This is a genomic window from Streptomyces sp. NPDC040405 (assembly GCF_055595765.1).
The window spans coordinates 602,054-620,649 of sequence record NZ_JBVIVI010000005.1 but is presented as its reverse complement, the minus strand read 5'-3'; the positions used below and the strand labels follow the sequence as shown (position 1 = coordinate 620,649).

19 protein-coding genes are annotated in these 18,596 nt (G+C 71.9%); 11 read left to right on the top strand and 8 right to left on the bottom strand.

The annotated features are described in order from the left end of the window. Positions 1–74: 74 nt before the first annotated feature. The 3 genes from ACZ59A_RS24115 to hutU all read right to left on the bottom strand — a co-directional run bounded on the left by ACZ59A_RS24115 (position 75) and on the right by hutU (position 4,419). Positions 75–1,454, bottom strand: coding sequence for a formimidoylglutamate deiminase (locus ACZ59A_RS24115; RefSeq protein WP_470961847.1), 1,380 nt, complete (start codon positions 1,452–1,454; stop codon positions 75–77). After that, positions 1,451–2,638 (bottom strand): allantoate amidohydrolase, encoded by a 1,188-nt coding sequence (locus ACZ59A_RS24110; protein ID WP_470961628.1) that lies wholly within the window; start codon positions 2,636–2,638, stop codon positions 1,451–1,453. Before ACZ59A_RS24110 ends, ACZ59A_RS24115 begins: the two co-directional genes overlap by 4 nt. Positions 2,639–2,757: 119 nt before the next feature. Further along, entirely contained in the window at positions 2,758–4,419 is a 1,662-nt protein-coding gene (gene hutU / locus ACZ59A_RS24105) for a urocanate hydratase (RefSeq protein ID WP_470961624.1), read from the bottom strand. A 154-nt stretch (positions 4,420–4,573) separates the two neighbouring features. On the opposite strand from hutU, the gene ACZ59A_RS24100 reads away from it, so the two are divergent. Then, positions 4,574–5,593 carry a zinc-binding dehydrogenase gene (locus tag ACZ59A_RS24100; RefSeq protein ID WP_470961621.1) on the top strand — a complete coding sequence of 340 codons (1,020 nt, stop codon included), beginning with the start codon at positions 4,574–4,576 and terminating at the stop codon, positions 5,591–5,593. Positions 5,594–5,906: 313 nt separating this feature from the next. Then, complete coding sequence (locus tag ACZ59A_RS24095; RefSeq protein WP_470961618.1) at positions 5,907–7,277, top strand: type III PLP-dependent enzyme domain-containing protein; 1,371 nt, start codon at positions 5,907–5,909, stop codon at positions 7,275–7,277. Positions 7,278–7,288: 11 nt separating this feature from the next. On the opposite strand, the gene ACZ59A_RS24090 is transcribed toward ACZ59A_RS24095, so the two are convergent. Together ACZ59A_RS24090 and ACZ59A_RS24085 are read right to left on the bottom strand one after the other, a co-directional pair. Then, positions 7,289–8,224 (bottom strand): MurR/RpiR family transcriptional regulator, encoded by a 936-nt coding sequence (locus ACZ59A_RS24090; protein ID WP_470961615.1) that lies wholly within the window; start codon positions 8,222–8,224, stop codon positions 7,289–7,291. Continuing rightward, positions 8,224–9,786 carry an aromatic amino acid ammonia-lyase gene (locus ACZ59A_RS24085; RefSeq protein ID WP_470961612.1) on the bottom strand — a complete coding sequence of 521 codons (1,563 nt, stop codon included), beginning with the start codon at positions 9,784–9,786 and terminating at the stop codon, positions 8,224–8,226. Before ACZ59A_RS24085 ends, ACZ59A_RS24090 begins: the two co-directional genes overlap by 1 nt. Before the next feature lie 163 nt (positions 9,787–9,949). On the opposite strand from ACZ59A_RS24085, the gene ACZ59A_RS24080 reads away from it, so the two are divergent. The 8 genes from ACZ59A_RS24080 (at position 9,950) to ACZ59A_RS24045 (ending at position 16,203) form a co-directional block, all read left to right on the top strand. Beyond that, entirely contained in the window at positions 9,950–11,128 is a 1,179-nt protein-coding gene (locus tag ACZ59A_RS24080) for an ABC transporter ATP-binding protein (protein ID WP_470961844.1), read from the top strand. Further along, on the top strand, positions 11,125–11,766 hold the full coding sequence (locus ACZ59A_RS24075) for an ABC transporter permease (protein ID WP_468052597.1): 642 nt from the start codon (positions 11,125–11,127) through the stop codon (positions 11,764–11,766). The genes ACZ59A_RS24080 and ACZ59A_RS24075 overlap by 4 nt, the downstream gene beginning before the upstream one ends. 1 nt (position 11,767) lies before the next feature. Next, positions 11,768–12,445, top strand: a complete 678-nt coding sequence (locus tag ACZ59A_RS24070) for an ABC transporter permease (RefSeq protein ID WP_470961841.1) — start codon at positions 11,768–11,770, stop codon at positions 12,443–12,445. Between the two features lie 37 nt (positions 12,446–12,482). After that, positions 12,483–13,418: an ABC transporter substrate-binding protein gene (locus ACZ59A_RS24065; protein WP_470961609.1), complete on the top strand. Its 936-nt coding sequence runs from the start codon at positions 12,483–12,485 to the stop codon at positions 13,416–13,418. Positions 13,419–13,424: 6 nt separating this feature from the next. Beyond that, positions 13,425–14,858: a purine-cytosine permease family protein gene (locus tag ACZ59A_RS24060; protein WP_470961606.1), complete on the top strand. Its 1,434-nt coding sequence runs from the start codon at positions 13,425–13,427 to the stop codon at positions 14,856–14,858. A gap of 106 nt (positions 14,859–14,964) precedes the next feature. Further along, a complete protein-coding gene (locus ACZ59A_RS24055) occupies positions 14,965–15,231 on the top strand; it encodes a hypothetical protein (protein ID WP_470961603.1) in 267 nt (88 codons plus the stop codon). Continuing rightward, the gene (locus ACZ59A_RS24050; protein WP_470961600.1) at positions 15,228–15,674 is read left to right on the top strand and encodes a hypothetical protein; all 447 of its coding nucleotides are present in this window, start codon (positions 15,228–15,230) and stop codon (positions 15,672–15,674) included. The genes ACZ59A_RS24055 and ACZ59A_RS24050 overlap by 4 nt, the downstream gene beginning before the upstream one ends. Positions 15,675–15,834: 160 nt before the next feature. After that, on the top strand, positions 15,835–16,203 hold the full coding sequence (locus tag ACZ59A_RS24045) for a hypothetical protein (RefSeq protein ID WP_470961597.1): 369 nt from the start codon (positions 15,835–15,837) through the stop codon (positions 16,201–16,203). Positions 16,204–16,445: 242 nt separating this feature from the next. Here ACZ59A_RS24045 and ACZ59A_RS24040 read toward each other — a convergent pair whose 3' ends face one another. The 3 genes from ACZ59A_RS24040 to ACZ59A_RS24030 all read right to left on the bottom strand — a co-directional run bounded on the left by ACZ59A_RS24040 (position 16,446) and on the right by ACZ59A_RS24030 (position 18,224). Beyond that, positions 16,446–17,069, bottom strand: coding sequence for a nucleotidyltransferase family protein (locus ACZ59A_RS24040; RefSeq protein WP_470961594.1), 624 nt, complete (start codon positions 17,067–17,069; stop codon positions 16,446–16,448). Positions 17,070–17,137: 68 nt separating this feature from the next. Continuing rightward, positions 17,138–17,362, bottom strand: a complete 225-nt coding sequence (locus tag ACZ59A_RS24035) for a DUF397 domain-containing protein (RefSeq protein WP_470961591.1) — start codon at positions 17,360–17,362, stop codon at positions 17,138–17,140. Between the two features lie 10 nt (positions 17,363–17,372). Beyond that, a complete protein-coding gene (locus ACZ59A_RS24030) occupies positions 17,373–18,224 on the bottom strand; it encodes a helix-turn-helix domain-containing protein (protein ID WP_470961588.1) in 852 nt (283 codons plus the stop codon). Between the two features lie 221 nt (positions 18,225–18,445). Between ACZ59A_RS24030 and ACZ59A_RS24025 the strand changes: the two genes are divergently transcribed. Beyond that, a complete protein-coding gene (locus ACZ59A_RS24025; protein ID WP_470961586.1) occupies positions 18,446–18,589 on the top strand; it encodes a hypothetical protein in 144 nt (47 codons plus the stop codon). Positions 18,590–18,596: the final 7 nt, after the last annotated feature.

Genomic DNA, 18,596 nt, shown 5'->3' with positions numbered 1-18,596 from the left:
CCGGCTCGGGCTGGTCGGGGTGGTCAACCTGACCGGTGTGGTCGGTCTGGTCGGCCTGGTCGTCAGCCGTGTTATCAGCCGTGGAGGGCCGCGATGGCTTCGGCCAGTGCTTCGGGGACGCGCGGGACGAGCTGGTGGGCCCCGTCCCGTACGACATGGCGGCCGCCGACCACGGTGTGCCGGACGTCCGCGCTGGTCGCCGCGAATACCGCCGTCTCGGCGCCCAGCCGGGGCGGCGGCCCCGCCGTGCGGACCGAGTCCAGCGCGATCGTGGTGAGGTCGGCGAGCGCGCCCACCTCGATCCGGCCGGTGTCCTCGCCCCAGCCGAGCGCCGCGTGACCGTCGGCGGTGGCGGCGCGCAGCAGCTGGGCAGCGGTCCAGTGGCCGCGGGTGCGGGTGTGCAGCCGCTCGTCCAGCTCCATGGCGCGGGCCTCTTCGAGGATGTCGATCACGGCGTGGCTGTCGCTGCCCAGGGACAGCGGTGAGCCCGCGTGGTGCAGCTGGGCGGCCGGGCCGATGCCGTCGGCGAGGTCCCGTTCGGTGGTCGGGCACATGCACACACCGGTGGCCGACTGGCCCAGCAACCGGATGTCGCCGGGGGTGAGGTGGGTCGCGTGCACGGCGGTCGTGCGCGGGCCCAGCACCCCATGATCGGCGAGCAGCCGGGTGGGGGTGAAGCCGTGCGCCTCCACGCAGGCGTCGTTCTCGGCGGTCTGCTCGGAGAGGTGCACGTGCAGGGGCGCCGCCTGCCCCTCGGCCCAGCCGGAGACGGTCGCGAGCTGGTCGACGGGGACGGCCCGCACCGAGTGGATGGCGGCGCCGATACGGGTGTTGCCGTCGCCCTTGAGCGCGGAGACCCGCTCGGCCCAGGCGTCCGCGGTGCCGTCCGAGAAGCGGAGCTGGTGCTGATCGGGCTCCGCGCCGAAACCGGAGGAGAGATAGCAGGTGTCGAGGAGGGTGATGCGGATACCGGCCTCGGCCGCGGCCGCGATCAGGGCCTCCCCCATGGCGTTGGGGTTGGCGTAGCGGCCGCCGCCGCGTGCGTGGTGCAGATAGTGGAACTCACCGACGCAGGTGATGCCCGCCATGGCCATCTCGGCGTACACGGCACGGGCCAGATCGAAGTAGCTGTCCGGGGTGAGCCGGTCGGCCACCTCGTACATCACCTTGCGCCAGGTCCAGAAGGAGTCCGGTGCCGCGCCGTCCGCCGGGCTCGCCGAGGCGCCCGCCTGCACGATGCCGCGCAGGGCCCGGTGGAAGGCGTGACTGTGCGCGTTGGCCAGGCCGGGGACGGTCAGCCCGCGCAGGGTGACGGCACCGGCCGGATGCGCGGGCTGCCCCTCCCCGGGCCGCACGGCCTTGATCCGCCCGTTCGTGGCCACCACGATGACCACGTCCGGCACCACCTGGCCGTCCAGCCAGGCGTACTCCGCCCAGTAGGTCTGCGCCGTCAGTGACACGCCAACCCCTCCAGTACCTGCGCGAGCGCGGCCACACCGGCGAGGCAGTCATCCTCGCCCGCCGTCTCCGCGGGTGAGTGCGAGACGCCGGTGGGGTTCCTTACAAACAGCATGGCGGTCGGAACCGACGCGGACAAAATGCCCGCGTCGTGCCCGGCGCCGGTGGGGAGCACCGGCACGCCCCCGAGCAGGCCCGACAGCTGGTCACGCAGGTCGTGGGCGAATTCCACGATCGGGGTGAAGGACTCCCGGGTGACCCGGACGTCCACCCCGTCGCGCTGCCCGCGCTCGACCGCCGCGCGCTCGATCTCGCCGACGACGGCGGCCAGGGTCTCCTCGTCGGGGGCCCGGGAGTCCAGCCAGCCGCGCACCAGGCTGGCGATCGCGTTCACCCCGTTCGGCTCGACGCCGACCTTGCCGAAGGTCGCCAGCGCCCCGGCGACACGGGCCTTCTTACGGGCCGCGAGGACGGTGTTGGCGTACGTGAGCATGGGGTCGCGGCGGTCGTCCAGCCGGGTCGTCCCGGCGTGGTTGGCCTCACCGTGGAAGTCGAACCGCCAGCGGCCGTGCGGCCAGATCGCGGAGGCGACGCCCACGGGGTCCTTGGTGTCCGCGAGGGCCCGGCCCTGCTCGATGTGCAGCTCCACGAAGGCGCCGATGCGGGCCAGCCGCTCCGGGTCCGGCCCGATGGCCTCCGGGTCGTACCCGGCGCGCTCCATGGCCTGGGGCAGCGTGACGCCGTCCGCGTCCCGGAGCGCGTGCGCCCGGTCCTTGTCGAGCTGGCCCGCGGTGAGCCGGGAGCCCGCGCAGGCCAGGCCGAAGCGGGCGCCCTCCTCGTCGCCGAAGTTGACGATGGCGAGGGGTTTGGTGGGCTGTGCGCCGCGCGATCGGAGTTCGTCCAGGGCGGCGAAGGACGACACCACGCCGAGGGGGCCGTCGAAGGCGCCGCCGTCGGGGACGGAGTCCAGGTGGGAGCCGGTGACGACCGCGTCGCCCGCGGTGGGGTCGCCCAGCCAGGCCCACTGGTTGCCGTTGCGGTCCAGCTCGTAGGTGAGGCCGCGGGTCTCCGCCTGTGCCTGGAACCAGGCGCGGCAGTCGGTGTCCGCGCCGGTCCAGGCGTAGCGGCGGTAGCCGCCGGTTTCCGCGTGGCGGCCGATGGGGGCGAGGTCGCGCCACATCTCGTGGAACGACGGGGTTTCGTTGGCGGCTGACGGCCGGTGGGTGGGTTGTGCCCACCCGTCCCTCCCCCAGCTACCGCTGGGAGGTGCCCCCTCCGCGGAACGATTGCCCACAGCGGTCACTCTCCTGCCTCCCTCATGGGGATGCGGACGTCTCGCTCCTCCGCCACCTCGTCCGCGCGGTCGTAGCCCGCGTCCACGTGGCGGATCACGCCCATGCCCGGGTCGTTCGTCAGGACGCGGCGGATCTTCTCGCCCGCCAGCCGGGTACCGTCGGCGACCGTCACCTGGCCCGCGTGGATCGAGCGGCCCATGCCGACCCCGCCGCCGTGGTGGATCGAGACCCAGGAGGCGCCCGAGGCGACGTTGACCATGGCGTTGAGCAGCGGCCAGTCGGCGATGGCGTCCGAGCCGTCGAGCATGGCCTCGGTCTCGCGGTACGGGGAGGCCACCGAGCCGCAGTCCAGGTGGTCGCGGCCGATGGCCAGCGGCGCGGCGAGCGTCCCGTCGGCCACCATCTCGTTGAAGCGCTCGCCCGCCTTGTCGCGCTCGCCGTAGCCGAGCCAGCAGATGCGTGCGGGCAGCCCCTGGAAGTGGACCCGCTCCCCCGCCATCTTGATCCAGCGGGCCAGCGACTCGTTCTCCGGGAAGAGGTCGAGGAGCGCCTTGTCCGTGGCCGCGATGTCCTTCGGGTCGCCGGACAGCGCCGCCCAGCGGAAGGGGCCCTTGCCCTCGCAGAACAGCGGCCGGATGTAGGCGGGGACGAAGCCGGGGAAGTCGAAGGCGCGCCCGAAGCCCGCGAGCTTGGCCTCGCCGCGGATCGAGTTGCCGTAGTCGAAGACCTCGGCGCCCGCGTCCATGAAGCCGACCATGGCCTCCACGTGCCGGGCCATCGCCTCGCGCGCCCGCTGGGTGAAGTCGGCGGGCTTCTCGGCGGCGTACGACGCCATCTCGTCGAAGTCGACCCCGATCGGCAGGTACGCCAGCGGGTCGTGGGCGCTGGTCTGGTCGGTGACGATGTCGATCGGCGCGTTCATCGCGAGCAGCTGCGGGACCAGCTCGGCCGCGTTCCCCAGCACGCCGATGGACAGCGGGCGACGGGCGTCGCGCGCCTCGGTCGCGAGCTGGAGGGCGTGGTCGAGGCTGTCGGCGCGGACGTCCAGATAGCGGTGCTCGATACGGCGCTCGATGGCGCGCGGGTCGCAGTCGATGCAGATCGCGACGCCGTCGTTCATGGTCACCGCGAGCGGCTGGGCGCCGCCCATGCCGCCGAGACCGGCGGTGAGGGTGATCGTCCCGGCGAGGGTGCCGCTGAACTTCTTCTCCGCGACGGCCGCGAACGTCTCGTAGGTGCCCTGGAGGATGCCCTGCGTGCCGATGTAGATCCACGAGCCCGCGGTCATCTGGCCGTACATGGTCAGGCCCAGCGCCTCCAGGCGGCGGAACTCCTCCCAGTTGGCCCAGTCGCCGACCAGGTTGGAGTTGGCGATCAGGACGCGGGGCGCCCATTCGTGGGTCTGCATGACGCCGACCGGACGGCCCGACTGGACGAGCATCGTCTCGTCCTGCTTCAGCGTGCGCAGCGTACGGACCATGGCGTCGTACGAACGCCAGTCGCGGGCCGCCTTGCCGGTGCCGCCGTAGACGACGAGCTTGTCGGGATGCTCGGCGACCTCCGGGTCGAGGTTGTTCTGCAGCATCCGCAGGGCGGCTTCCTGCTGCCACCCCCGGGTGCTCAGCTCCGTACCACGCGGGGCCCGTACGGGTCGCGGTCCTGACATGGGCCATGCCTCCCTGCCATCGACTGGATCGAGTTATTCACATCTTGACTGTGATGAATATAGCTAGTCAATAGGGGTGGCGGTGGCATACACCCGGGTGGTTCCACGGAGAGGCGTCGCACGGTGCGCGGGTGCCAGGACTTAGCGTCCTGCCGTGCCCCTGCCCCGTACCCATCGCGAGGTGCGCCTCGTCGCCCGGCCCGACGGGCCGCTCACCACCGACCACTTCGAGGTCGTCCACGCCCCGCTACCCACGCCCGGCCGCGGCCAGGTGCTGGTGCGGAACCGGCTGATGAGCGTGGCCGCCGCCATACGGCCGCTCGCCTCGGCCGACCCCGGCGCCCTCGGGCTGCCGCAGCTGCGGAACCGGGTCGGCGAGGTCATGCGGGGCCCCGCCCTCGGCGAGGTGATCGGCGCCCCGCCGGACACCGGGCTGACCCCCGGCGCCCTCGTCCGCCACCACTCCGGCTGGCGCGAGTACGCCGTCCTCGACGCGGCCGAGGCGTCCCCGCTCGCCCCCGGCACGCTGCCCGACCCCGCCGCGTACCTCTCCCAGGGCTTCACCGCCTGGCTGGGCGTGGTGCGCGGCGCGGGGGTGCGGCGCGGCGACACGGTGTTCGTCACCGGCGCGGCGGGCGGGGTCGGCACGCTGGCCGGGCAGTTCGCGCGGCTGCACGGCGCCACGCGGGTCATCGGCTCCACCGGCTCCCGCGCGAAGGCCGACCGTATCGTCGGGGAGCTGGGCTACGACGCGGCCGTGATCCGCGGCGCGGGCTCCATCGAGGAGCAGCTGCGCGCGGCGGCCCCGGACGGCATCGACGTCCTGTTCGACACGGTCGGCGGCGAGCAGCTGCGCGCCGCGCTCGCCCTGGCCCGCCGCAAGGCCCGCTTCGCCATCGTCGGCGCGCTCGCCGCCCAGCTGTCCGACGACGCCCTCGCCACCACCCCGATCAGCACCCTCACCCTCATCGCGCGCGGCGTCACCCTCCGCGGCATCAGCGCCTACGACCACCGGGACGCGCTGCCGACGTACCTGCGCGAGTTCGGCCACTCGCTGCGCGAGGGCACCCTCACCTACCCGCACACCCGCCTGACCGGCATCGCCCAAGCCCCGCGCGCGTTGGTGGAGTTGCTGGAGGGACGCCACCTGGGCGCGGTGCTGGTGGAGCTGTGACCGGGGCCGGAGGGCCGCCCCGGCCCGCCCGGACCATTGCCGCCCGTCGTCCCGCCACCGCGCCAAGCCGGTCCGCGGCCGACACCGAGGGCGTACGGCGGCGCACACCGCGCGGACGGCGCTGCCCCTGCCGTCGCTACCGCCTCCCTGCCGGGGCGGCGGGAACGCTGCGACCGGGCCGGGCGGTCCGGCCCGCGCGGCCCACCCGCCCCGGTCCGACGCGGCGTCACGCCGACCCGCTCCCGCTCCCGCTCCCCGCCACGGCGCACCCGCGTCCTGGCCCCTGGCCCGGCTCGGGTGGTTGGCTGAGGGCATGACTGCGAACCCGGTTTCGGTCCCGGACAGTGCCGTCGCGCGGCGGGAGCGGGCCGTGCGGGCCGCCGTCGCGCGGGGGCTGCTCGGGCCCGGGCAGCCCGTCGTGGGGCTGCTCGACGTCAGCGGCATCCGCGCCGCCGCGGCCGAGCTGCGGGCGGCGTTCGACGAGGTCGTGGCGCCCGGTACGCCCGTGCTGCACGCCTTCGCCGTGAAGGCCGCCGCGCTCGTCCCCGTACTGCGGCTGCTGACCGACGAGGGGCTGGGCTGCGAGGTGGCCAGCCCCGGCGAGCTGGCCCTCGCCCGGGCCGCCGGGGCGGGCCCCGGCCGCATCGTCCTCGACTCGCCCGCCAAGACCCCCGCCGAACTGCGCGAGGCCCTCGGCCTGGGCATCGCCCTCAACGCCGACAACCCGCAGGAGCTGGCCCGGCTCGACGCGCTCGTGGCCGCGGGCCCCACCGGCTCCCCGCTGGGCCTGCGGGTCAACCCGCAGGTGGGCGGCGGCAGCATCGGGGCGCTCAGCACCGCCACGGCGACCTCCAAGTTCGGGGTCGCACTGCGTGACGCAGGGGCGCGCGAGTGGGTCGTACGCGCCTTCGCCGAGCGGCCCTGGCTGACCCGGCTGCACGCCCACGTCGGCTCGCAGGGATGCCCGCTGGACCTCATGGCAGCGGGCGTGCGGGCCGCGTACGAACTCGCCGAGGAGATCAACGAGACCATCGGCCGCCGCCAGATCGGCACCCTCGACATCGGCGGCGGCCTCCCGGTGAACTTCACATCCGACGAGGTCACGCCCAGCTACCGGGAGTACGCACGGCTCTTGCGGAGCACCGTGCCGGGGCTGCTCGACGGGCGGTACGGCCTGGTCACCGAGTTCGGGCGGTCGCTCCTCGCCAAGTCGGGGGTGGTGCTGGCGCGCGTGGAGTACGCGAAGTCGGCCGGGGGCCGCCCGATCGCCGTGACGCACGCGGGCGCGCAGCTGGCCACCCGTACCGTCTTCGCGCCCGACTCCTGGCCGCTGCGAGTCGCCGCGTACGACGCGGACGGCCGCCCCAAGCCGACGGGCCCCGGGGGCCCGGTCGCCCAGGACATCGCGGGCCCGTGCTGCTTCGCGGGCGACCTGGTGGCCGAGAACCGGGCGCTGCCGGAGCTGGCGGCGGGGGACCTGGTGGGCCTGCTGGACACGGGCGCGTACTACTTCTCGAACCACTTCGCCTACAACAGCCTGCCCCGGCCGGGCGTGTACGGATACGCGGACGACGGCGACAGCGGCGACGGGGTCCGCTTCGCGGAGGTACGGAAGCCGCAGACGGTCGCGGAGATCGTGGCCGAGAGCGGAGGCGCGCAGGCCGAGGGCCTGACGGGTCTGTAGGGCTGCGGGGGCTACTCCACGAACAGGCCGCGCGCCGACGCCCGCGCGTCGAACTCCTCCAGCCGCGCCTGCGCGTCCGGCAGCGCGTCGCACATGGCCTCCAGCAGCACCCGGCCCAGCAGCATCGGCGCGCAGGCGGTGTCGAAGGCCAGTCCGGTGCCGACGGCCGCGGGCAGCAGCAGATCGCTGTGGCGGGCGACCGGGGCGAACGCGCTGTCGGCGACGGTGACGACGGTCAGGCCGGTGTCGTGCGCGTACTCCAGACCCTCCACGACCTCCCGCGGATGGCGCGGCAGGGCGAAACAGAGCAGGGCGGTGGCGCCCGCGCGGTGGGCCGCGTCGACGCGGTCGGCGAGCATCGTGCCGCCCTCGTCCAGCAGCCGGACGTCGGGGTGGACCTTGCGCGCGAAGTAGGCGAAGCCCCTCGCCTGGGCGGAGGCGGCGCGCAGGCCGAGGACCGGCAGCGGGCGGGACGCGGCGAGCAGCCGCCCCGCGCGGAGGACGGGTTCGGGGTCGGCGAGCAGGGTGGCGAGGTGGCGCAGGTTGTCGATCTCGGACTGCACGGCCTGCTGGTACTCGTTGTACGCCCCGTCCCCCGCGGCCCGTTCGTCGGCGGCGGGGGCGACGTCGCGCAGGTGCTTGCGCAGCGCGGGGTAGCCGTCGAAGCCGAGCGCGACCGCGAAGCGGGTCACGGAGGGCTGGCTGACCCCGGCGAGTTCGGCGAGTTCGACGCTGGAGAGGAACGGGGCGTCGGCCGCCCGCCGCACCATGCAGTGGGCGATGCGGCGCTGGGTGGGGGTGAGGCGGTGGCCCTCGAACAGGGCCTGGAGGCGGGCCGCGCTCCCGGCACCCGCTGCGCTCCCGGCACCCGCCGCGCTTCCCCCGCCCGCCGCGCTCAACGTGTCCCCCGTATCCGCCATGTCCGCCACCCCGTTGTCCCTACCCATCAGTCCTCCTGGCCCTCGGCGAACTCAACGCCCTCGCACACGTCGGCCAGCGGGTCCAGCAGACCCACCGCATCGGCCACATCCTCCGTCAACGGCCGGTCCTCCATCCGCGGATCGAGAACTTCCGCCGCCAGCGCGTAGGCGGCGGCCGCCGGTACGTCGGGCTCCGGTTCCAGGCCGCGCTGCCGCAGCGCGCGTACCGCCGCGACCAGTTCGCAGGCCAGCACCTGCCGGTAGTGGTCGGCCACCCGCAGCGTCTGGCGGGCGCCGAGCGAAGCGAAGCTGGCCTGTTCCTCGACGCCGCGTGAGAGCACGGCGTGGCCGAGGGAGGCGGGGTGGGAGACGGCCCGCATCTCGCCGAGGGCCGCGCCCGCCGCGTACTCCAGGATCATCACGCCGGAGCTGGCGGGCGCCGGGTCGCCGAGGAAGGGGCGCAGCCGGGTGAAGTCGGGTTCGCTGAGCGCGGCGAGCCGGGCCGTGGACAGCCGCGCGGTCTGCAGGGCGGCGAGCCGGAAGTGGTCGAGGGCGAGGGCGGCGTGCGCGACGTAGAAGTTGCCGTTGTGGTACGCGGCCTCGTCCTCGGAGCTGATCAGCGGGTTCTCGGCGGCGGCGTTGACGTCGACGTTCAGCACCCGCTCCAGCATGTCGGCGGCGTCCAGCGCCGGGCCGTGGATCTGCGGCAGACAGCGGAAGCCGTACGGGTCCTGGATGCGGCCGAGCGGCGGGGTGGGCCGGGCCGGGGCGCCGAGGAGGGCCCGTATGTGGGCGGCGGCGCGGATGGAGCCGGGGTGCGGGCGGGCGAGCTGGACGGGTTCGGCGTACGCCTCGTACGAGCCGCCGACCGCGATCAGCGAGAGCGCGGCGACGGGGAGCGAGGCGGACAGCAGCCGCCGCAGATCGTCGAGGGCCAGCGCGGCCTGGCCGAGGGTGAGGGCGTTGCTGCTGATCAGCGCCAGGGCGTCGTTGCTGTCGAGGTCGATGGGGTCGGGGGCCCGGCCGCCGGAGGAGGCGTCGGTGAGGTCCCAGGGGTGTTCGCCGACGAGGGCGAGCCCGGCCTGGGCGAGCGCGGCGATGTCTCCGGTGCCGACCGCGCCGAACTCGTTGACCACGGGGTGGACACCGGCGTCCAGTGCCTGGACGAGGGAGGTGACGACGGAGGGGCGCAGTCCGGCGCCGCCCGCGAGCACCTGGTTGGCGCGGACGGCCATCATGGCGCGGACCTCGCGGCCGGGCAGCGGGGTGCCGATGGCGCCGGCGTGGCTGCGCAGCAGCCGCAGGCCGTGGTCGGCGCCGGGGCCGACGTCCTCGGTGCGGTTGGCGCCGACGCCGGTGGAGCGGCCGTAGACCCGTCCGGTGGCGGCGAGCCGCTCAGCGGTCTCCCAGGCCCGTTCGGTGAGGGCGAGGGCGGCGGGGTCGGGGGCAGCGGGTAGGTTTCTGCGGTCGGCCAGACGTACGACGTCAGCGACGCGCAGGCTGTGGCCGTCGAGCGTGATCCGCGGCGCGGCGGGGCCGGGGCCGCTCACGGCGACAGGCGCCGTCGAATCCAGCATGTGAGACACCATCCAGGGCAACCCCTCTCGATCCCACCCTTTTCGGGCTAGCCGCCAAGCACTTTCGTCCCATATTGCGAGCAGAAGTAACCGGCGATTAACGCACACCTATTGACTTCTATTCACTCGACTATGACTGTGCATGACTATATGCAGGCAGGGCAAGGGGAAGCGGATGATCAGCTTCAAGCACGTCAGTAAGCACTACCCGAACGGCACCACCGCCGTGGACGATCTCAGCCTCGAGCTACCCGAGGGAGACATCACCGTCCTGGTCGGCACCTCGGGCTGCGGCAAGACCACCACCCTTCGGATGGTCAACCGCATGGTCGAGCCGAGCAGCGGCACGGTGAGCGTCGGCGGGCGTGACATCCTCCAGGCCGACGCCGCGGAGCTGCGGCGCGGCATCGGCTATGTGATCCAGCAGGCGGGACTGTTCCCGCATCGCACGATCCTCGACAACATCGCGACCGTCCCGCTGCTGCTGGGCTGGGGCCGTCGCAAGGCGCGGGCGCGCGCCGCCGAGCTGCTGGAGCTGGTCGGGCTGCCCGCCGGTTCCGGGAAGCGCTATCCGCATCAGCTCTCCGGCGGTCAGCAGCAGCGCGTCGGAGTGGCCAGGGCGCTGGCCGCCGATCCGCCGGTGCTCCTGATGGACGAGCCGTTCGGCGCGGTCGACCCGGTCGTCCGCACCCAGCTCCAGAACGAGCTGCTGCGGCTCCAGAGCGAGCTGCGCAAGACCGTCGTCTTCGTCACCCACGACATCGACGAGGCGGTCCGGCTGGGCGACCGGATAGCGATCTTCCGTACCGGCGGCCACCTCGTCCAGTGCGCGCCCCCGGCCGAACTGCTGGCCGCCCCCGCCGACGACTTCGTGGCGGGCTTCCTCGGCGCGGAGCGCGGGCTGAAGCTGCTCTCGCTGTCCACCCTCGCCGACGTGCCGCAGAAGCCCGCCGACGACGCGGGCCGCTGGCGGCTGGTCACCTCCGGCGGCGGCGAGCCGCTGGGCTGGCGCGACACCGAGGGGCCGGAGGGCGACAACGCCCCGCTGGTGCCGGTGCGCCCGCTGCGCGACTCCGACTCGCTGCTGTCCGCCCTCGACGAGTCGCTGGCCTCCCCCGCCGGGCTGGTCGCCCGGGTGGACGCGGACGGCGTGCTGACCGGGGTCACCGGGCGCGACCGGATCCACGAGCACGCGGGCCGCCGCCACGCGGAGGCGGGCCGTACGTCGATCGCCAAGGCGCCCGAGGACACCAAGGCCCCTGAGGACACCAAGCCGTTCGAGGCCCCCGAGGACACCAAGGCATCCGAGGCTCCCGAGGACACCCCGGGCCCCGACGCGAGCGTGAGCGCATGACCGTCGACTGGGGCTGGTTCCCCGACCACGTGGACGACCTCACCACGCTCACCCTCGACCACCTCTCGACCGCCGTTCCGGCCGTCCTCTTCGGGCTGCTGATAGCGGTGCCGCTGGCGGTCGTCGCGCATCGCGTACGGCCGCTGCGCGGCGTCCTCCTCGGCCTGTCGAACGTCCTCTTCACCATCCCCTCCATCGCGATCTTCGTGCTGCTGCTGCCGATCACCGGCCTCACCCGCACCACCGCGATCACGGGCCTCACGATCTACACCCTGACCGTGCTGCTCCGGAACACCGTCGAGGGCCTGGACAGCGTCCCCGCCAAGGCGCGCGAGGCGTCCACGGCCATGGGCGCGCGCCCGCTGCGCACCCTGCTCACGGTCGAGCTGCCGCTCGCCTTCCCGGTGATCATGGCGGGCGTACGGGTCTCCACGGTGATGGCGATCTCCCTGGTCAGCGTGGCCAGCTACATCGGATACGGCGGCCTCGGCCAGCTGTTCACCGACGGCTTCCAGCGCAACTACCCCACCCCGGTCGTCGCCGGAGTCGTCCTGTCCCTGCTGCTCGCACTGGTCGCGGACGCCGTCCTGGTCGCCATCCAGTGGCTGTGCACCCCCTGGCTGAGGAGGCGTGCCTGACATGATCGAACTGCTGCAGAACCTCGGCCGCTGGCTGACCAGCGGCGCCCAGTGGTCCGGGCCCGACGGCATCGCGACCCGGCTGCTGGAACACCTCCAGTACTCGGCGCTGGCCACCCTCGTCGCGGCCCTGATCGCCCTTCCCGTCGGGATGCTCATCGGCCATACCGGGCGCGGCGCGTTCCTCGCGATCAACATCTCCGGCTTCGGCCGCGCGCTGCCCACCGTCGGCCTGGTCACCCTGGTCTTCCTGGCCAGCGGGCTGAGCATGTGGCCGGTCTACATCTCGCTGGTCGCCCTCGCGGTCCCGGTCATCGTCACCAACACCTACGCGGGCATGGCCGCCGTCGACCCCGAGGTCCGGGACGCGGCACGCGGCCAGGGCATGCGCTGGCACCAGGTCCTCTTCCAGGTCGAACTGCCCCTCGCCCTCCCGCTGATCATGACCGGGCTGCGGCTGGCCTGCACCCAGGTCGTGGCCACCGCCACCATCGCCGCGTACGTCAGCTTCGGCGGCCTCGGCCGCTACGTCTTCGACGGGCTCGCCCAGCGCGACCTGGTGCAGGTGCTGGGCGGGGCGGTGCTGGTCGCCATCCTGGCCATCCTGCTCGACCTGGCCCTGGCCTCCGTCCAACGCCTGCTCTTCCGCAACCGCCCCGCCCCCTCCCAAGCGCACTGACGCCCGCCCGCACCGACGACTTGCCCCAAGGAGACCCATGAACCGCAGGAAACTGCTCGGCGGCCTGCTCGCCGGCGCCTCCGTGCCCGCCCTCGCCGCCTGCAGCGGCGGCGTCACCTCGCTGAAGGGCGACGGCGGGGGCGGCGGGGGCGGCGGCAGCAGCGCGGGCGGCCTCGTCATCGGCACCGCCAACTTCACCGAGAACCAGCTCCTCGGCTACCTCTACGCCGAGGCCCTGAAGGGCCAGGGCGTCAAGGCGAGCGTCCGCCCCAACCTCGGCTCCCGCGAGATCGTCATCCCCGCCCTCCGGCAGGGCGACATCGATCTGCTCCCCGAGTACCAGGGCAACCTGCTCCTCCACTTCGACGACAAGGCCACCCAGACCCAGGCGGGCGACCTCCAGAACGCCCTCACCGTCGCCCTCCCCTCCGGCCTCGAAGCCCTCTCATACGCGGCGGCCGAGGACAAGGACGTCTTCTGCGTCACCCGCGAAACCGCCGACAAGCACGGTCTGCGCAGCTTCACCGACCTGAAGAAGCAGAACGGCAAGCTCGTCTTCGGCGGCCCCGCGGAGGACAAGAACCGGGTCGTCGGTCTGGTCGGCCTCAAGAGCCGCTACGGCGTCACCTTCAAGGAGTTCAAGGCCCTCGACGCCTCCGGCCCCCTGGTCAAGGGCGCCCTGAAGAAGGGCGACGTCGACGTCGCCAACCTCTTCTCCACCGACCCCGACATCGAGGAAAACGGCTGGGTCATCCTCGCCGACCCCAAGGCCCTCATCCCCGCCCAGCACATCGTCCCCGTCATCCGCAGCGCCAAGGCCGACACCAAGGTCCGCAAGGCCCTGGCCAAGCTCGGCGTCGCCCTGACCACCCATGAGCTGGCCAAGCTGAACAAGCTGGTCGACAAGGAGAAGAAGGACCCCGACGAGGTGGCCGCCCAGTGGTCCGCCGACCACGGCCTCACAAAGAAGTAGGGGCGCATGCCCACACCCCTGGTCGAGAAGCGCTCGATCGACGTCGTCCCCGACGCGGAGCGCCATGGCACCGCCTTCAGCCAGTTCACGCTGTGGCTCGGTGCGAACCTCCAGATCACCGCCGTCGTGACCGGCGCCCTGGCCGTCGTCTTCGGCGTGGGCGCCTTCTGGGCGGTCATCGCCCTGCTGGTCGGCAACGTCCTCGGCGGAGCCGTCATGGCGCTCCACTCCGCCCAGGGCCCACGGCTCGGCCTCCCCCAGATGATCTCCTCGCGGGCCCAGTTCGGGGTCCGCGGCGCGATCGTCCCGCTGCTGCTGGTCATCGTCATGTACGTGGGCTTCTTCGCCAGCGGCAGCGTGCTGGCGGGCCAGGCCGTCGGCGAACTCACCCACCTCGGCGACACCACCGGCATCGTCCTCTTCGCCCTGCTCACCGCCGTGACCGCCGCCGTCGGCTACCGCCTGATCCACACCCTGGGCCGGATCGCGGGCGTCATCTGCGCCCTGGCCTTCGTCTACCTGGGCATCAGACTGCTCGACCGCGCCGACCTGGCCGCCCTCCTCCACGACCGGAGCTTCGACTTCCCGCTCTTCCTCCTCGCGGTGTCGCTCTCCGCCTCCTGGCAGCTCGCCTTCGGCCCGTACGTCGCCGACTACTCCCGCTACCTGCCGCGCTCCACCTCCGCCCGGGCCACGTTCTCCTGGACCCTCGCGGGCACGGTCCTCGGCTCCCAGTGGTCCATGACCTTCGGCGCCCTCGCGGCCGCCGCGGCGGGCGACGCCTTCGTCGGCCGCGAGGTGTCGTACGTCGTCGGCCTCGGCGGCGGCGCGGCCGTGATCACCTCGCTGCTCTACTTCGTCATCGCGCTGGGCAAGCTGACGATCAACGTCCTGAACACCTACGGCGGCTTCATGTCGATGGTGACCAGCGTCAGCGGCTTCCGCGGCACCGCCACCCTCTCGCCGCGCGGCCGGACCGCGTACATCGCCGCGATCATGGTCGCGGGCACGGCGGTCGCCCTCCTCGGCAAGGACAGCTTCCTGTCCTCCTTCAAGGACTTCCTGCTGTTCCTGCTGACCTTCTTCACCCCGTGGAGCGCGATCAACCTCGTCGACTACTACGCCATCGCGCGCGAGCGCTACGACATCCCGGCACTCAGCGACCCCCACGGCCGCTACGGCGCCTGGCGCTGGAAGGCCCTGACCGCCTACGCCCTGGGCGTCCTCGCCCAACTCCCCTTCCTCTCCACCACCTTCTACACCGGCCCCTTCGTCACCCCCCTGGGCGGCGCCGACATCTCCTGGCTCATCGGCCTCACCATCCCCGCCGCCCTCTACTGGGCCCTGGCCCGCCACGACACGGCCCACGTCCCGGACCACATGATCCTCACCCCGGCGGAAGCGGCCGCCGGTCGTCCGTATGCCGCCGAGCCCGAGTGAGCCGGACGCACCATTCCAGCGGGCTGGCATCTCGCGTCACCTGCGCTCCGGAGACGGCTTCCCCGAGAAGAGCAGGAGACCTCCCAGAACATGGCATACTCAAAGTATGGCAACCCGGAAGATCACCATCACCGTGCCGGAAGAGCTGGTGGAATCGATCAAGGAGCGCGTCGACGCGCGTGGCGTGTCCAGCTACATCGCCGCTGCCGCCGCCCATCAAGACGCCATGGACCGACTGCACGAGTTGGCCGAGCGCCTCGAAGAAGAGCACGGTGCCGTAACGGACGACGAACAGCAGGCAGCGCTGGACCGCATCGCCGCCATCGACGGCTGGCATGAGGACCAGCGATCCCATTCGGGCGAGGCTGCGTGAGCCGCACCACCCGAGCGAAGCCGGCTCGGCCGCGACAGCGCGTCTTCGTGTTTGATTCCGAAGCCCTCTCCAAGGCGGTGCAGGGCGACCGGGAGATGGCTGCGCTGATCAAGACGGCTCCGCGGCTCGACATCCCGATCGTCACCTCGGCGCTCACGATCTTGGAGGCATGGGACCCGCGCGAGACGTCGCGGCAGGCACTGTGGGACTGGACGCTGTCCCGGATCCGCGTCGTGCACACGGACGACCGGCTGATCGCCATGGCGCGCGACATGCTGAAGGCAGCCGGGCTGCATGGGCACAAGTACGCCATCGACGCCATTCTGGCGGCTGTGGCCGGGCGGGAAGCCGCGCAGGGAGCTCAGGCAACCATCTTCACCTCCGACACCGACGACATGAATCAACTCGTCGCGGGACACTCCGTGCGAGTCGAGAAGGTCTGACGAGGCGCCGTCCGCACCCGAGCCCGGACGACACCGCTCCAACGCCGTCTACCGGATGCTGTGCTTCCTATTGCATGCGTTGCTTTCGGATTACACACTGCTCACCGAACGTAACTCCTGGGACTCGTATGACATCACACAGGAAACGGGGAGTATCAGAGTGCGCAAGAGCATTTTAGGTGTGGCGGCATCTGCGGCGGCGCTCGGCGGAGTGGTGGGATTCGCGCCCACGGCAGCCGCAGAACCCAACCCGCCCGGCTGCGAGAAAGGGTACTTCTGCGCCTGGGACGCGAGCGGCAACAGGACGCTGCACACGGCGGGAAACTGGAGCGGACAAGCGGCTTTCGTCAGGGTGTTCAACAACGGATACAGCTTCCCTGGCGCGGATCACGTCGACCTGACCTACTGGTACGAAGGCGACGCCACCGCCACCACGTGCTTCCACTACAACCCAGGGCCCGGGCAATACCAATGGACGGCCCCTCGCCAGCTCGTCGCGTACAGCGTCAGGTGGCGCGGAGAATGCTGAAGTTGACGTAGATCGAGGTGGGGCAGCAGAACAACCAAGCTGCCCCACCTCTTTGGCGGGTGCGTATGAATATGCCGAGCAAGGCAGGGGTTCGTGGGCACGGCGACGCCCGCTCCGTCGCGCGCGTGCTGTCTGTGATCGCCCGCGGTGGCGAGGTCGACGGCATCCGCCTCACGGCCATCTACGATGCACTCCGGCACAACGCTTAGCGCTGGCGTCCGGCGCCGAGGGGATGCCGGGCGTCAGGCGCCGCCACTGCCGAGGTGCCGGGCCGCGAGCGCGGTGACCTGGGCGGCCAGGTCCATCAGGGAGGAATCACGCAATGCGGCGGCATGCGCGAGGCGGGCCACATCGTGCGCCCAGGTGCCGGTGGCCCGGTCATCCTCGCTGATCCGGGCGAACCCCCGGTCCAGCAGACCGCGAGCCTCGTCGTCCCTCTTCCGGGCCACCGCTTTGACCGCGCCGACAGCATTCGCCAGGGCACTGGCCGGCCGTGACCACTCGCCCTCACGGGCACGCGCTGCCGGATTCCCCGCGTCGTAGTGCGGGTCATCCGCGACCGATGCGGCGCGGACATCCAGATCAAGCCGCCAGAACAGCGGCACCCCCGCGAAGCGGACGAACAACAGGCGGCGGCGGTCGGATCGGTGAAAGTCCGGGTCACGGCGGACGCTGTCGACCCGCTGGACCTCTCCCAGCACCTCCACCACGCGCCCCAGGCAGTCCGGGAACCGCGCGTCCGGTACCACCCACGCGATATCGATGTCACTGAAGGCGTCCGCAGTGCCTGACCCCAGCGAACCGGTCAGCTCCGCGCCCGAGCCCGGACAACACCGCTCCAACGTGGTGCACACTTCGGCGGCCAAGGCGGCACGATCGGTCACCCGGACCAGCCCTCTCCCCGTGGCACGGCTACTCGTTCCCGAGTCCCACATCACCTGACAGCAACCGGCTGAGACCGGGTGAGGTGGTCGAGGCCACCGCGCTTGGCGGTGCGTATGAAGGTACCGAGCGAGGCGGGGGTGGTGGTGACGACGGCTGCCGGGTCGTCACTCTCGCGCAGTGAGATCTTGCCGTCCTGGGCGGCGAGTTCCACGCAGTGATTTTCCGCGTTGGTGCCGGAGAACGAAGACTTGCGCCAGACTCCAGAGCTGACCATTGCCGACCTTTCACAGTTCCTGTGCGATGCGATGGATAAAGTCTCGCGATTCCGCTACCGCCAAAGAGGAGCGCGCCGCCCTGTCGAGCAGCAAGCGGTACCTGGCGAGTTGCGACTCCGCGTCCATCCATAGCGAACCGTGCCAGGCATCGAGCTGCACGGTGTCGAGCTTGGGCATGGGGCCGCCCACGTAGAGCATGGACGCCCCGGCTCCGCCGAAACCGTCCACATCGAAGGGGATCACCCGGACCGTCACGTTCGGCCGCTCGGACTGCGCCAGGATGAAGGAAAGCTGCTCGCGGGCGACCGTGCGGTCGGCAACCCGTGTGCGCAGCACGGCCTCGTGAATGACCGCCTCGTAGCGGGGTGCCGGATCTCGTTGCAAGACCTCTCGACGCCGCACGCGGAAGGAAACCAGCGCTTCAAGCTGCTCCAGCGGCGGTTCGGGAAGGCCATAGGCCATGAGAGCCCGCACATAGTCCTCCGTCTGCAGCAGACCCGGCACATAGGCGGCTTGGAGCGTACGCATATACGTGGCGTGATGCTCCAGTTCGGCCAGGTCCAGTGCCCCGTGCGCGAGCGTGCCTCGATACTCTTCCCACCACCCCTTGGCGCGCTCCGTCGCCATGGCGGTCAGTGCGTCCACCAACGCGGGTTCGAGACAGGCGTATTGGGACGCCATCCGCCTCAGACGTTCCTCGCTGACACCGGCCTTCCCCGCTTCGATCTGGCTCATCTGGATCGCGTTGGCCCCGAGCCGTTCAGCGGCTTGACGTGCGGTCATGCCCGCCGCTTCGCGCATCCTTCGCAGCTCGGCACCCAGACGCTGCTGACGCGCCGTGGGGCTGTTCCTGGGTGGCATGCGTCTCCCCCTCCTGGCCCGTCGAACAGTTTCTCGCGCATCCCATGCGGCGGTCCAACGAGTTCCAACCGTCACCGTCATAAGGTTGTTACGGACTAACCTTATGACCTACCCTGAGTGACACGTTCATCACCTACGGATGACCGTACCGCTCCCTCCATGCCCCCATGCCCTGGCACCGGCATGCCGGAAGGGGCGGCAACTACCTCTCGGAGGCTCACATGGAGACGCCCGACACCCCCGATACCTTCGACAAGGAACTGTGCGACCTCGTCATCGACTTCGCACCGAGACTCTTCGCCGTGGTCCAGGAGTACGACGTGGAACCAGGCAGCGGGACGGCGTCATCGCCGCCTGGGGCTTAGCCTTCGA

Coding starts and splice junctions, on each gene's coding strand:
- ACZ59A_RS24110 (WP_470961628.1), bottom strand. CDS start 2,638: ATGTGGCGCGACCTCGCCCCCATCGGCCGCCACGCGGAAACCGGCGGC.
- hutU (WP_470961624.1), bottom strand. CDS start 4,419: ATGTCAGGACCGCGACCCGTACGGGCCCCGCGTGGTACGGAGCTGAGC.
- ACZ59A_RS24095 (WP_470961618.1), top strand. CDS start 5,907: ATGACTGCGAACCCGGTTTCGGTCCCGGACAGTGCCGTCGCGCGGCGG.
- ACZ59A_RS24090 (WP_470961615.1), bottom strand. CDS start 8,224: ATGGGTAGGGACAACGGGGTGGCGGACATGGCGGATACGGGGGACACG.
- ACZ59A_RS24085 (WP_470961612.1), bottom strand. CDS start 9,786: ATGGTGTCTCACATGCTGGATTCGACGGCGCCTGTCGCCGTGAGCGGC.
- ACZ59A_RS24080 (WP_470961844.1), top strand. CDS start 9,950: ATGATCAGCTTCAAGCACGTCAGTAAGCACTACCCGAACGGCACCACC.
- ACZ59A_RS24075 (WP_468052597.1), top strand. CDS start 11,125: ATGACCGTCGACTGGGGCTGGTTCCCCGACCACGTGGACGACCTCACC.
- ACZ59A_RS24070 (WP_470961841.1), top strand. CDS start 11,768: ATGATCGAACTGCTGCAGAACCTCGGCCGCTGGCTGACCAGCGGCGCC.
- ACZ59A_RS24065 (WP_470961609.1), top strand. CDS start 12,483: ATGAACCGCAGGAAACTGCTCGGCGGCCTGCTCGCCGGCGCCTCCGTG.
- ACZ59A_RS24060 (WP_470961606.1), top strand. CDS start 13,425: ATGCCCACACCCCTGGTCGAGAAGCGCTCGATCGACGTCGTCCCCGAC.
- ACZ59A_RS24055 (WP_470961603.1), top strand. CDS start 14,965: ATGGCAACCCGGAAGATCACCATCACCGTGCCGGAAGAGCTGGTGGAA.
- ACZ59A_RS24035 (WP_470961591.1), bottom strand. CDS start 17,362: ATGGTCAGCTCTGGAGTCTGGCGCAAGTCTTCGTTCTCCGGCACCAAC.
- ACZ59A_RS24030 (WP_470961588.1), bottom strand. CDS start 18,224: ATGCCACCCAGGAACAGCCCCACGGCGCGTCAGCAGCGTCTGGGTGCC.
- ACZ59A_RS24025 (WP_470961586.1), top strand. CDS start 18,446: ATGGAGACGCCCGACACCCCCGATACCTTCGACAAGGAACTGTGCGAC.